This is a genomic window from Solibacillus sp. FSL W7-1472 (genome assembly GCF_037969775.1).
Taxonomy (GTDB): Bacteria; Bacillota; Bacilli; order Bacillales_A; family Planococcaceae; genus Solibacillus; species Solibacillus silvestris.
The window spans coordinates 3,259,162-3,272,657 of the sequence record NZ_CP150208.1 but is presented as its reverse complement, the minus strand read 5'-3'; the positions used below and the strand labels follow the sequence as shown (position 1 = coordinate 3,272,657).

Genomic DNA, 13,496 nt, shown 5'->3' with positions numbered 1-13,496 from the left:
TAGCACTAGCATATAACAAATTAATATATACTTAATGTAAAATGATACAATAATTGTATGGACGAATTGTTAATGATAGGGGGCTGCTTATGTTAACCGTAAAAGAAGTTCTAAATCGAAAATACTTTGAATCGGCGAAGGTCGTCGCAGGTCAAACCGGCTTAAGCCATGCGATCAAATGGATTCATATATTGGAAGTTACCGATGTGAAGCAGCTGATAAAAGGAAATGAGCTCATTCTGACAACGGGCGTCATTTTAAAAGATAATGAACAAGGCTTTCTGAATTTTGTGAGGCAACTTAATGATTTAAATGTAGCCGGGCTGTGTATTGAGTTAGGTATGTACATTCAAACGATTCCGGAAAGTGTCATTAAACTGGCGGATCAACTGGATTTTCCGCTCATCGTTTTTCAGGAAATTGTCCCGTTTGTCGGCATTACGCAAGATTTGCATACAGCGATCATTCATCAGCAGTACGATATTTTAAGGCAGCTCGAAGATTATTCCCAGAAGATCAACAACTATGTTTTGAAAGTGAACGATAAAGTGAAGATTTTGCAGTATATGCAAAAGTATTTAAACGTGGATATTTATTTTGATGTGAACAAAGGAACAAGTCTCGCAATCCCGGATAAAAAGATTGAAAATTGCAAAAAATATATCAATCTTTTAAGTAGTAAACATAAAGCAAAGATTGAAGTGAATTTATTTGATCAGTTGTACGGGACGGTCTATATATACTCCGAAAAAAGAGAAATGACGGAATTGGATTTACTTATTTTGGACCGCACTGTAGTTACGCTGTCTCAGTTTATTTTAAGAGATTTATATATTGAAGAAAAATTGGAAAGTGAAAACCGGAAGTTTTTTGAAAAATGGCTCGAAGGTGAAAACAGCGATGATGAATTGCTTTATTTTATCGAAGAGTTCGATCAAAAACTGAAGCACAATGGCTGGATGGTCATGATTCATCAGCTTAGAAGAAAGAATGCCATAAAGGATTTAACGAATTATAAAATCAATCTTCGCCAGGCGCTGCAGAAAGAAGGGTTTTACACATTTATTGTCGAGCAGTCCCAATATTTAATTTTTATCATTAACGATTTGGCGCAGGGAGCTACGTATAAAGAGCGGATGAACCGCGTAATGAATGAGATGATCCATCAAAGTAAACAGGACATGCTTGTTGCTGTTGGAAAATATGTTACGCATTACAATGAATTGAAAGAAAGCTATCAAACAGCGCAGGAAACCCTACAAATCCGGATGAAACATACAGAGCTTTCGTATTTTTACGATGAACTGGTGTTGTACCATATGGTGAAAGTTCTGCAAAACAACAGTAGTCTTATGCAGGCGGCAATGGAAAAAATCGAAAAACTCAGCCAGTATGACAGCAAGCACAACGCGAATTTAATTCAAACACTCGATGTTTATTTTCAGTGTAATGGACTAAAAAAGGAAACTGCCGAAAAACTGTTTATCGTCCGTCAAACTCTTTATCACCGCCTGGAAAAAGTGGAACAGATCATCGGCAGTGACTTTATGAAGTACGAAAACCGGCTCTGCCTGGAAATCATGCTGCTCATGACGAAGCATAACTATTATGAGGGTGTGAAGGTGTAGGTGCCATGATTGAAGATGATGCAATTAAATATCAAATGCGTTGATTGGAATGGAAATCAACCCCCTTGCCTGATCAGGATATCCTCATGTGCTAAATGTGAAATCAAGGCAAACATCCATTTGACACTATGTATAATGCCCTTAATCTTCCAATAAGCGAAAATAGAAATAGAGTTTAGGAATGTAGGAGGGAAATGCATGAGCCAATATGTAGAGTATAACTGGAAAGCAAATGACGAAAAACATGTATGGCACTCGATGAAGCCGTATAACCCGGAAGCAACATTTATTGTTGAACGCGCGGAAGGGGCTTGGCTGACAGACATCGATGGCAATAAATATTTGGATGCAATGGCAGGGCTTTGGTGTACGAATATTGGTTATGGTCGTAAGGAAATTGCCGACACAGCTTACGAGCAAATGCTTAAAAATTCTTATACACCGCTGACGAATGGGCACACGCCGGCAATTTTACTGAGCCAGAAGATCAGTGAGCTGCTTGGGGACGAATATGTTGTCTTCTATTCAAACAGCGGATCGGAAGCAAATGAAGTCGCATTTAAAGTGGCAAGACAATATCATCAGCAAAAAGGTGATACGACCCGTTATAAAATCATTTCCCGCTACCGTGCTTATCATGGGAGTTCAATGGGCGCTTTAGCAGCAACAGGCCAAGCGCAACGCAAATATAAATACGAGCCGCTTGCACCTGGCTTTTTACATGTGGCACCACCTGATCAATACCGGAATCCGGAACAAGCGGAAAACGGCGATGCTACAACATTGCCTAGTGTGAAAAACATTGATCAAGTAATGACTTGGGAAATGTCCGAAACGATCGCCGCGGTTATTATGGAACCGATCATTACAGGTGGCGGTGTCATCGTACCGAACGAAGATTACTTGAAAGGCGTAAAAGAGGTGTGCGAGAAACATGGTGCGCTGTTAATCGTTGACGAAGTAATCTGTGGCTTCGGACGTACAGGTACAGCGTTCGGCTTCCAGAACTATGGCATTAAGCCGGATATTGTGACGATGGCAAAAGGGTTAACAAGTGCCTACATGCCATTATCAGCAACTGCAATCCGCCGTGAAATTTACGAGCAGTTTGTCGCGAACGGGGACTATGAGTTTTTCCGTCATATTAATACATTTGGCGGTTCACCGGTCGCATGTGCTGTCGCATTGAAAAACATTGAAATTATGGAGCGCGAAAATTTATTTGAGCAATCCGTCGTCCTTGGCGAATCGCTTAAGCGCACATTGCAAGAAAATTTAAATGAACATCCATTCGTAGGCGATATTCGAGGAAAAGGATTATTGATCGGTATTGAGCTTGTGGAAAATAAAGAAACGAAGGCACCGCTTGATGTTGAGCGCGTGAATGCAGTGATTGGCTACTGTAAGAAAAAGGGCGTCATTATCGGGAAAAACGGTGTAACGGTCGCGAACTTCAACAATATATTAACGCTGTCACCACCGCTTTCAATTTCAGTGGAAGAAAAGGACCTGATTGCCAATACAGTGATTGAAGCAGTAAACAGTATTAAATAAAGGGGGATCTTCATAATGACAGAAGCAGTTTCGGTAAAAAAGTTAACACATTTTATCAATGGTGAATTGGTCGAAGGGAAGAGCAACAACTATTCGAAAGTATATAACCCGACGACAGGCGAAGTAATTGCCGAAGTTCCGATTGCGACAGCTGAAGAAACACGTGAAGCCATTGCAGCAGCAAAAGCGGCTTTCCCGGCATGGCGTGATCTGTCTGTTGCGAAGCGTGCGGAGGTATTGATGCGTTTCCGATTTTTACTGACAGAAAATATGGATCAGCTATTGGATATTATTTGTACGGAGAGCGGGAAAACGTTGGAGGACGCGCGCGGTGAAGTGACACGTGCACTGGAGTCGGTTGACTTGGCAATCGGTGCGCCTCATCTTGTGAAAGGGGAATATTCGGTAAATGTAGGTGGTCAAATTAATGCCTACTCTGCGAAGTACCCTTTAGGTGTTGTAGCGGCTATCTCGCCATTCAATTTCCCAATCATGGTGCCGTTAGCTCAAACATCGATGGCAGTCGCTGTAGGGAACGCGGTTATTTTAAAAGCATCCGAAAAGGTGCCGATGACTTCGCTGTTTGTCAGTGAGTTATGGAAAAAGGCAGGATTGCCGGACGGGATCTGGACAGTGGTAAACGGCAGTAAAGATGCGGTTAATGAGCTGCTGGAAAATCCGACTGTTCAAGCGATTTCATTTGTCGGTTCGACACCTGTTGCGAAATATATTTACGAAACGGGTTCGAAATACGGTAAGCGCGTTACGGCATTAGGCGGCGGGAAAAATAATATGGTTGTTATGCCGGACGCTGATTTAGAGCAAGTGGCGAACGCGTTTATCGGTGCTGCATATGGCGCGGCTTCCCAACGTTGTATGGCGATTTCTACAATTATGCCGGTTGGCGAAGAAACGGCTGATCGACTTGTGGCGATTTTAAAAGAGAAAATCAGCAACTTAAAAGTGGGCAGCTATAAAGAGGAAGGCACGGATTTTGGTCCGGTCATTTCGAAAGAGTCGAAAGAGAATATTTTGAAAGCAATCGATTTAGCGGAACGTCAAGGGGCGACGGTTGTAGTTGACGGCCGTGAACTGGATATCGTGAAAAACGCGGAAGGCTTCTTCGTTGGTCCGACATTACTGGATCATATTACGAAGGAGATGGAGATTTTCGATGAGGAAGTTTTCGGTCCGGCTCGTAATGTTGTGCGCGTGGGTTCACTTGCGGAAGCGATTGATTTCATTAATGGTCAGGATCTGGCGAATGGGGTTACGATCTTCACAAATGATGGGGCGGCAGCGCGCAAGTTTACAACGGAGATTGATGTAGGCATGGTCGGCGTCAATGTGCCGATTCCAATCCCTGTCGGCTATCATAACTTTGCCGGCTTTAAAGGTTCGCGCTTTGGTGAAGGGCATATGTTTGGTCCGGATCAGGCCCGATTCTTTACAAAAACGAAAACGGTATCGGAACGCTGGCCAGACACAACAGAAACGACAGCATCGACATTCGCTTTCCCTAGCAACAACTAAAATATATGCAAATAACAGCCTAATTCCCGATATGGGGTTAGGTTGTTTTTTTGTTGGGATGATGGGGTGGGTGGATACTGATTTGGGCTTGGTGAAGGCGGGTTTATAGTTTTATTAGAACAATGAGAGCGGTTATTAGAAGAAGTGGACCGGTTATTATAAAAGTTGGGGTGTTTATTAGAAGATTGGGCGGTAATGGTGTCTGCGAGTACTGATTTGGACGGGTGAATATACGGGTTTATAGTTTTATTAGAACATTGCCGGCGGATATTAGAAGAAACAGAATGTTTATTTGAAGATTGCGGGGAGAAATTAGAACATGGCGGTCACATATTAGAACAAGAGAAGGATATATTAGAAAATCCAAACTTTATTAGAACAAATAAAAATATATTAGAACAACCCCATAACATATTAGAAAACTCTTCACCGAAGCTTCCTCCTACTAGATACCCGACAAAAACAATAAATTATGTTAGAAAAACTTACATAAATACAGTATATTTCCTTACAACCTTTAACCTTTTGTCTAAAATATTTACGGAAAAAATTACCTTTTGTATATTAATTTTATTCTAAATATTCAGTAAAGTTATGTATATGAAGAATTTACAAGGGTTTTATTAACAGAAAATATTTATTTTAATTTTTTCCGTTAATTAGATATTATGTTACTAATTGTTACATATAATACTATATATTAAATTATATGCTTAAAAACTAGTAAATATTCTCAAAAGTTAATAGTACTAGAATCGAAATTAATCTGCGCTTTGGTTTTTCATTTTTTCAATAGAAATTACTAGAAAACTAGGAGGGTTCATATGAAAAAGATTATTACTGGGGGAACAATTGTTACTGCTGCGGATACGTTTAAAGGGGATGTGCTGATTGAGGACGGGATCATCACTCAAATTGCAGCAAAAATAGAAGATGCGGAAGCGGAAATTATTGATGCAACAGGAAAGCTTTTATTCCCGGGTGGTATTGACCCTCATACCCATCTTGATATGCCGTTCAACAATACGGTAACTGATGATGACTGGCAATCTGGAACAATTGCTGCAGCATACGGTGGAACAACGACGATTATCGATTTCTGTATTAGTGCGGGCTCGCCAACATTGATGGATGCGATTGATACGTGGCATGGCAAGGCACAAGATAAGGCCGTAATTGACTATGGCTTCCACTTAATGATCGGTGATTTGAATGAGCAGCGCCTGCAGGAATTACCGGAAGCATTGGAAAGAGGCGGTATCAGCTCGATCAAAGTGTTTCTTGCTTATGCGAAGGAGTTCCAGGCGACAGATCGTACGTTATTCCAGGCGTTTAAAGTCGGGAAGAAGCTTGGCGCGACGGTTATGGTCCATTGCGAAAACGGATCGGTTATCGATGAATTAGTAGAAGAAGCGAAAGCGAATGGACAGACGGAGCCGATTTATCATGCGCTTACTCGTCCGCCTGAAGTAGAAGGGGAAGCGACGAAGCGTGCGATTGAGCTGGCGAACTTAGCGGGAGCGCAGTTATATGTTGTGCATGTAACGTGTAAAGAAGCGGTCGATGAAATCATTTCGGCACGTAATAAAGGCTACAACGTGTTAGGGGAAACTTGTCCGCCATATTTAGTGCTTGACCAGACAGCATTGGAAAAGCCGAATTTTGAAGGCGCGAAATATGTATGGTCACCACCGTTACGTCCGGTAGAGCATCAGGAAGTATTGTGGAATGCACTGAAAGCGAAGCAGCTTCAAACGATTGGTTCAGACCAATGTTCATTCAGCTTCAACGGCAAGAAAACATTAGGGAAAGATGACTTCTCGAAAATCCCGAATGGCGGGCCGTTTATCGAAGACCGTTTCTCTGTACTGTATTCGGAAGGTGTTGCGAAAGGCCGCATTACAGAAAATGAGTTTGTTGATATGATTTCGACGCAGTCTGCGAAAATTTTTGGGCTATTCCCTAAAAAAGGAACGATCGCGGTCGGTTCGGATGCGGATATCGTATTATTCGATCCAACAGTAAAACGTACGATCTCAGCAGAAACGCATCATATGAATGTGGACTACAACGCATTTGAAGGGCTTGAAGTGACGGGTGAGCCGACAAGTGTGCTTGTGCGCGGTGAATATGTTATTCAAGATAAAAAATTCGTCGGACAGCTTGGAAGCGGCCAGTATATCCGTCGTGAAGTAAAGGGTTCCACTAAAGTAACTTCATAACACAATCAATTCGCTTTTGCGTAATTGCGTCCAGATTTTAGGCCCACAGGACGTGGGTCAGTCAGCCTTTGTTGCACAATGCGACGTTTTAAGGCTGACATCCATTCCATTAAAAAATCTGTGATATCCGCCGGGGCTTATCTTCATTCAGCAGGTGGTTGGGGCATCGGCTGAATTTAATAAAACAAGCGTTCAAATCATCTGTAAAGGTTAACGAAGATATAGCTAAAAGTAATAACAAATCAAACTGGAGAGGGTTGTTATGAAATGAGCAATAGTTTAGCGAAAAACTTTGAAGAAATATTTGGTGGCTTAACAACATACGCGGCAACTGTTGAAGCGAATCGTTGTTTGTATTGCTACGATCCACCTTGTGTGAAGGCATGTCCAACGAGCATTAATATTCCAAGCTTTATTAAGAAGATTGCTTCGAATAATATGAAAGGTTCAGCTCGTGTCATTATGGAGTCAAATCCCGTAGGCGCAAGCTGTGCACGTGTTTGTCCAACGATTGAGCTTTGTGAGGGGGCTTGCGTGTTGAACAGTGAGGAAAAACCGATTCAAATTGGTCATCTACAGCGCTATGCAACGGATTGGCTGCGCGAATCGAATGTCAATCTGTTTACACCACAACCGGCAAACGGCAAGAAAGTCGCGATTATCGGAAGCGGGCCGGCAGGGTTATCTGCTGCTCGTGAACTGGCATTGCTTGGGTACGGTGTGACGATTTACGAAGCAGATGAAAAAGCAGGCGGCCTGAATTATTACGGGATCGTTTCATTCCGCTTACCGCAGGATGTTGTGGAGTGGGAAGTGCAGCAAGTACAAAACCTCGGCGTTGAAATTAAAACGAGCACGAAAATCGGCGAAGATGTACTGGTAGATGAACTGCTTGCAAATTATGACCGCATCATTGTGGCGGTTGGTATGGGCAAAGTACCGATGCTTGGCGTTGAGGGCGAAAACTTGGACGGCGTGTATGATGCAATTGATTTTGTGAAGGAATCAAAATCTTCATTCACAGATCGGGTGCTAGGCAAAAAAGTGCTAGTTATCGGTGCCGGTAATACGGCGATTGATGCAGCGACATGTTCTGTAAGATTGGGTGCTGAACAAGTACAAATCGTTTACCGTCGTACATCAAACGAAATGACGGCGTACGATTTTGAGTTTGATTTTGCGAAACAGGACGGTGTTGAATTCAGATGGCTGACATTACCGAAGCGCATTATTGGCGATGATAATGGGAAAGTGATCGGAATGGAATGCATCAAAATGAAACTGACGGACATCGAAAATGGAAAAGGGACATTAATGGAGATTCCTGGTTCTGAATTTGTCATTGAGGCGGATGCGGTGATTCGGGCGATTGGTCAAACGAAACAGTATGAGCTGATTGAGCATTTAGGGTTGGCAAATACACGTGGTGTGATTGATGTAGATCATAATAGCCTGAAGACATCGAACCCGAAAATTTACGCTTGCGGTGATGCGATTTACGGCAACGGATACGGTGAGGCGACAGTTGTATCAGCGGCGCAGCAAGGCAAAGATTCGGCTTACGCGATTCATTATGAACTAAACGCAAATTCAGAAATTGCATAGGGGGAATTGAAATGGCAGATTTACGAATAGATTTTGCTGGTATTAAGTCACCGAATCCTTTTTGGTTGGCATCGGCACCACCGACAAACTCCGGCTATCAAGTGCAGCGTGCATTTGAAGCGGGGTGGGGCGGCGCTGTGTGGAAAACGTTGGGGGATCCTATTTTAAACGTTTCTTCACGTTTTGCTGCTGTCAGTTTCAATGGGCAAAAGGTGGCGGGTTTCAACAATATTGAGCTCATCACTGACCGACCGCTCGAAGTGAACTTACAGGAAATTTATGAAACGAAAAAGCGGTTCCCGAATCATACGATCATCGCATCGTTAATGGTGGAGCCGAAAGCAGAAAAATGGCATGAAATTGTGAAAAGAGTACAGGATGTTGGGGTAGATGGCTTCGAATTAAACTTCGGCTGCCCACATGGTATGGCGGAACGTGGCATGGGAGCCGCTTCGGGTCAAGTGCCTGAACTGGTGGAAAAGCAGACTTATTGGGCGAAAGAATATGCTGAAGTACCAGTCATCGTCAAACTGACACCGAATATTACGGATATTACTGTAACGGCTGAAGCGGCAGTGCGCGGCGGTGCTGATGCGATTAGTATGATCAACACGATCAATAGTTTGGCTGGTGTTGATCTGAACTCTTGGAACACGATTCCGCATGTTGGCAATAAAGGGGCGCACGGCGGTTATTGCGGACCGGCCGTTAAGCCAATTGCTCTGAACATGGTTGGTGAATGTGCAAGAAGTCCGTATATCAATTTACCGATTTCCGGAATCGGCGGTATTTCGAACTGGCAGGACGCTGCTGAGTTCATCTTAATGGGGTCGACGAGTGTGCAAGTTTGTACAGCGGCAATGCATCATGGCTTTGGCATTGTTGAAGATATGATTGATGGTTTAAACAACTATTTAGACGATAAAGGCTTAGCATCGGTCATGGATCTTGTTGGGAAAACAGTACCGAAATATTCGGATTGGGGAGATTTGGACTTAAATTATAAAGTTGTTGCAGAGATCAATAATGATGTTTGCATTAACTGTAATAAATGCCATATTGCCTGTGAAGATACGTCCCATCAATGTATCGATCTGTATACAGAAGATGGCCGTCCAATGCTGAAAGTGCGTGAGGAAGACTGCGTTGGCTGTAATTTATGTTCGATCGTTTGTCCGGCTGAAGGTGCGATTACGATGAAGGAACTTATTCCTACACAGCCGCCGATGACGTGGAATGAAAGACAGACATTAATTGCAGGTTTTGCTCCAAGCAGTTCAAGTATTGCGAGGTAGGGTTTTGGCGGATATCACTGATTTTTAAAGGAATGGATGTCAGCCTAACAGCGTCGCATCTTGCGACAACGGCTGACTGACCCATTTCCTGTAGGACCAAAAATTGAATAAAGAGAGGTGTAGCGATGTCAGACAGAAAAAGCACAAGTAGTAACTATTTAAAATCACCAGACTTACTTCCTGTCACATATGAGAATCGCAGTATTAGTATGATGGGCTTTGGCGTCATCTGGGTAGGGATGGCCATCGTACTCGCCGCATTTGCGATTGGTGCAGGAGGGATTGTTAATTTAAGTATGCCGATGCTCATCCTGGCGACACTGGTTGGCTCGATTTTAATCGGGATTTTCATGGTCGTCATCGGGGATATCGGTGTTGAACACGGATTATCGTTTCCTGTTTATATGCGTGCCCCATTCGGAACGATCGGTACGCACTTTCCGTCATTTGCCCGTGCGTTTACAGCGTCGTGCTGGTTCGGGATTAACACGTATTTCGGGGCTTTGGCGATTAACGGCATTCTGAATGTTATGTTCGGCTTTGATAACTGGTTTATTTGCTTCCTTGTATTTGCGACATTGCAATTGTTCAATGTGTCTCTAGGGATTAAATCGATTGAACGTTTCGCAGATTTCGCTGCACCGATTATTATCTTTATTTCAATTTGGATGTATTTGCAATTATCTGCTGAAGCGAAAGAGCAAGGAAAAGCGGTATGGTCTTGGGTGGAAGCACCACAAACTGGTTTTGAACAGTTTACGGCATTCATGGTAGTTGCTACGGCAATTATGGGCTTCTGGGCAACGCTTGCTGCGGATATGCCAACGCTTTCCCGTCACTTCAAAGCACCGAAAAATGAGCGTAACTGGTTCAAACGAAATAAAACACAGTTACTTGGTTCCCTTGTCGTTCAGCCAATTTTCAATACACTGATGATCGTCATTGGTGCGGTATGTTATATGGCGACTGGCTCAGGTGATCCAATCAACGCACTACAGCAAGCGGCGGGCGGTATTGTCCTAGTGATGCTGTTATCGATGATCGTACTTGCACAGTGGTCGACAAATACGTCCGCCAACGTTATTCCGGCCGCAACGATTTTCTCGAATATCGGCGGACCGAAAGTACCGTTCTGGATTGGTGTAGTCATTGCCGGTATTGTCGGCACGATTGTACAGCCGTGGAGTTTGTTCGATATTTTAAATAGCGTTCTGCTCGTTGTCGGCGGAATCCTTTCTTCCATTGTCGGTATTTTATTTGCTGACTATTACTTGCTCCGTAAGCGACGAGTAAATGTAAAGGACCTTTATGAGGTGGAAGGGCAATATCGCTATTTAAAAGGTGTCAATGTAGCGGGTATTATTGCTTGGGTGCTTGGCGGTCTGATCGCGAATATTTGGCCTTCATTTTCTTCGCTCGTCGGCTTCTTTGTAGGGGCGGCAATCTATTATGTGCTGGCGAAATACTGGTGGTTCAAAAAGTATCCGCAAGCTGAAATCGTGAATCCGAGCGATGATGAATATTTAGGTATTACAGCAGGACGCAGCTGGGAAATTGACGCTGTTCCAGAACCGATTGGTGTTCAACAAACAGCTTCCACAGATTAAATTGTAAACGAGGTGCAATCATGTCAGAATTTCAGTTTGTAGAAAAAGAAATTCAGCAAATTGATGAACTGCTTGCTGAAAATTATATGATTAAAACGATCGATGAAAATCTGGAAGGGGCTTTCGTTACGTTTATCCATCCGGTAAGCCTTGAAGAGCGTTTACTGCATATTAAAATGGCAGATACGCGGAAATATTTCTCCAGTAAATTATTGGAACAAATAAGCAGTTGAAAATTTGAATCAGGCGGGCGCATTTCTTTACGGGATGCGCCTTTTATTATTTTACGGGGAACGGGTAGTTAGCTTGAGTTCCTTCTACTCCGTGGGGGATCAAAAATCCACACTGACTGAAATTTCATTTTATAACAAAGGCATATTTCGACATGGAAATACATATTGTGAAGAAGAACAAGTGGATGCACCAGTTGAATCCAGAAAAATTTCTGATTGAAGTGGAGGGTTTTTATGGGTGAAGGGAAAGGCACATTTCAGAAATGGAGGAAGAAAGTCAACAAGAAGGTGACAACGCTTAGCAGTAAAACGTCTTTTGCGGTCGACCGGTCCAAACTGCGAAAACAAATCAATGGAATTGAAGAAGAAATCAAAATACTGAAACAGCAAATCGGGGAAATCGTCAATTTGAACCGCAACAGCCTGTTTTCGGTCAGCATGGTGAATTATCAGCTCGCACAAATTGAGGCGAAAGAAAACGCGATTGCGCAGCTGGAAAAAGATATTGAAGAATTAAATGAACTTAGTAAATTAGCGGGTGTCGAAGAGGAGGAATTAGTGCCCGACTATAAAGCAAAGCAAACGATTGATGATATTACGGCGTCATATATATATAATTGCGCCAACTGCAATGAATGCTACGATGAACCGAAAAAGTTTTGCGAGGAGTGTGGTTATAACATGGATTAAATCGGGCTGAAGGGGGTTGACCTTTAGCTTAACATTCAGGGGGTGTGCTGGCGAACAGTGATTTCTATTTTACTATATATCACTTGAAAAGGAGCGATTATAGAAAATATACTGGGGTGTATAGAGCGAGTTCTCTTGGAAATTTCGATGGAAATCCCGCCTTAGCGCGGATTAAATAAAAGGTGAATTAATAAGATTTAATAACATTTAGCACAAACACTGATATAACAGCGTTTGTGCTTTTTTTAGTATGTTTTCAAGCATTTGTTAAGGGATGTTATTTTGTATGACTATGTATGCTAAAATCTAGTTTCTTCAACATCAAAGGAAGTTCTAAATAATCTTCAATTATTGCATCTGCTTCTACACAAGTCCATTGATTATCTTTTTTCCAAATTCCCTTCATTCCTACGTTTTGGGCAGCTTTCACATCATTTTCAGGGTGGTCACCAATAAATACACTTTCTGAAGGGTCCACGTTTAATTTTTTTAATGCATTCATAAAGATTTGGGGATTAGGCTTCTTAATACCTTCCCACTCGGATACTAATATTACGTCAAAATATTTCTCGATGTCCAAAGCTTTCATGTTAGCCATCTGGAACTGACCGTATCCATTTGTAATCATGCCTAAAGCGATTTTATTGTTTTTTAGCTCCTCCAACATTTCATGAATATGAGGAAATGCTACACAATGATGATTGAATTCTCCAATATAATCTTCGAGAAGTTCTTTCCAAGTTATTGAAGATATTTTAAATTCATCGATCAGTTGTTGGTATACTTTATCCTTCCAAACATATCCATGATTGTCTAATTCAATAAACCTTGAAATATATTGCTCTTTTGGGATATGAGAAAGTAACTCATACAATCTTTCATATTGCTCGTTTATAAAAAGCTCAACCGATTGATCACGATTCAATAACGTTCCATCTAAATCAAATAATGCAGCTTTAAACATTTTACAGTTCCCCCTTAGGTAGATTTCTACGCGCAAAACAATTTATGTAAATAATATCACGATTGAATGAAAGTATCTTCGTATGTTGCGGAATTCAATAAAGGGAGAGAAAAAAGTAAAAAAGCCGGCCATAAAGAACCGTAAAGATTCTTTAAGCCAGCTTTT

10 protein-coding genes are annotated in these 13,496 nt (G+C 42.1%); 9 read left to right on the top strand and 1 reads right to left on the bottom strand.

The window, feature by feature from the left end; genetic code table 11:
* Window positions 1-89: 89 nt before the first annotated feature.
* The 9 genes from MKY07_RS16340 to MKY07_RS16300 all read left to right on the top strand — a co-directional run bounded on the left by MKY07_RS16340 (window position 90) and on the right by MKY07_RS16300 (window position 12,367).
* On the top strand, window positions 90-1,628 hold the full coding sequence (locus MKY07_RS16340; protein ID WP_339263181.1) for a PucR family transcriptional regulator ligand-binding domain-containing protein: 1,539 nt from the start codon (window positions 90-92) through the stop codon (window positions 1,626-1,628).
* Window positions 1,629-1,826: 198 nt separating this feature from the next.
* Window positions 1,827-3,182: an aspartate aminotransferase family protein gene (locus MKY07_RS16335; RefSeq protein WP_065216737.1), complete on the top strand. Its 1,356-nt coding sequence runs from the start codon at window positions 1,827-1,829 to the stop codon at window positions 3,180-3,182.
* Window positions 3,183-3,197: 15 nt separating this feature from the next.
* Window positions 3,198-4,715: a CoA-acylating methylmalonate-semialdehyde dehydrogenase gene (locus MKY07_RS16330; protein WP_339263180.1), complete on the top strand. Its 1,518-nt coding sequence runs from the start codon at window positions 3,198-3,200 to the stop codon at window positions 4,713-4,715.
* 824 nt (window positions 4,716-5,539) lie between these two features.
* Window positions 5,540-6,937 (top strand): dihydropyrimidinase, encoded by a 1,398-nt coding sequence (gene hydA, locus MKY07_RS16325; RefSeq protein WP_065216739.1) that lies wholly within the window; start codon window positions 5,540-5,542, stop codon window positions 6,935-6,937.
* A 267-nt stretch (window positions 6,938-7,204) separates the two neighbouring features.
* On the top strand, window positions 7,205-8,542 hold the full coding sequence (locus MKY07_RS16320; protein ID WP_008406380.1) for an NAD(P)-dependent oxidoreductase: 1,338 nt from the start codon (window positions 7,205-7,207) through the stop codon (window positions 8,540-8,542).
* Between the two features lie 11 nt (window positions 8,543-8,553).
* Window positions 8,554-9,837, top strand: a complete 1,284-nt coding sequence (preA, locus tag MKY07_RS16315) for an NAD-dependent dihydropyrimidine dehydrogenase subunit PreA (RefSeq protein ID WP_065216740.1) — start codon at window positions 8,554-8,556, stop codon at window positions 9,835-9,837.
* A gap of 125 nt (window positions 9,838-9,962) precedes the next feature.
* Complete coding sequence (locus MKY07_RS16310; protein WP_065216741.1) at window positions 9,963-11,444, top strand: NCS1 family transporter; 1,482 nt, start codon at window positions 9,963-9,965, stop codon at window positions 11,442-11,444.
* 20 nt (window positions 11,445-11,464) lie between these two features.
* Window positions 11,465-11,677: a hypothetical protein gene (locus MKY07_RS16305; RefSeq protein ID WP_008406375.1), complete on the top strand. Its 213-nt coding sequence runs from the start codon at window positions 11,465-11,467 to the stop codon at window positions 11,675-11,677.
* Between the two features lie 234 nt (window positions 11,678-11,911).
* Complete coding sequence (locus MKY07_RS16300) at window positions 11,912-12,367, top strand: hypothetical protein (RefSeq protein WP_008406374.1); 456 nt, start codon at window positions 11,912-11,914, stop codon at window positions 12,365-12,367.
* 277 nt (window positions 12,368-12,644) lie between these two features.
* Here MKY07_RS16300 and MKY07_RS16295 read toward each other — a convergent pair whose 3' ends face one another.
* Complete coding sequence (locus MKY07_RS16295; protein ID WP_339263179.1) at window positions 12,645-13,331, bottom strand: HAD family hydrolase; 687 nt, start codon at window positions 13,329-13,331, stop codon at window positions 12,645-12,647.
* Window positions 13,332-13,496: the final 165 nt, after the last annotated feature.

What these genes read in the sequence shown, in the direction of transcription:
- MKY07_RS16340 (WP_339263181.1), top strand. Translation starts at nt 90, where the DNA reads ATGTTAACCGTAAAAGAAGTTCTAAATCGAAAATACTTTGAATCGGCG.
- MKY07_RS16335 (WP_065216737.1), top strand. Translation starts at nt 1,827, where the DNA reads ATGAGCCAATATGTAGAGTATAACTGGAAAGCAAATGACGAAAAACAT.
- MKY07_RS16330 (WP_339263180.1), top strand. Translation starts at nt 3,198, where the DNA reads ATGACAGAAGCAGTTTCGGTAAAAAAGTTAACACATTTTATCAATGGT.
- hydA (WP_065216739.1), top strand. Translation starts at nt 5,540, where the DNA reads ATGAAAAAGATTATTACTGGGGGAACAATTGTTACTGCTGCGGATACG.
- MKY07_RS16320 (WP_008406380.1), top strand. Translation starts at nt 7,205, where the DNA reads ATGAGCAATAGTTTAGCGAAAAACTTTGAAGAAATATTTGGTGGCTTA.
- preA (WP_065216740.1), top strand. Translation starts at nt 8,554, where the DNA reads ATGGCAGATTTACGAATAGATTTTGCTGGTATTAAGTCACCGAATCCT.
- MKY07_RS16310 (WP_065216741.1), top strand. Translation starts at nt 9,963, where the DNA reads ATGTCAGACAGAAAAAGCACAAGTAGTAACTATTTAAAATCACCAGAC.
- MKY07_RS16305 (WP_008406375.1), top strand. Translation starts at nt 11,465, where the DNA reads ATGTCAGAATTTCAGTTTGTAGAAAAAGAAATTCAGCAAATTGATGAA.
- MKY07_RS16300 (WP_008406374.1), top strand. Translation starts at nt 11,912, where the DNA reads ATGGGTGAAGGGAAAGGCACATTTCAGAAATGGAGGAAGAAAGTCAAC.
- MKY07_RS16295 (WP_339263179.1), bottom strand. Translation starts at nt 13,331, where the DNA reads ATGTTTAAAGCTGCATTATTTGATTTAGATGGAACGTTATTGAATCGT.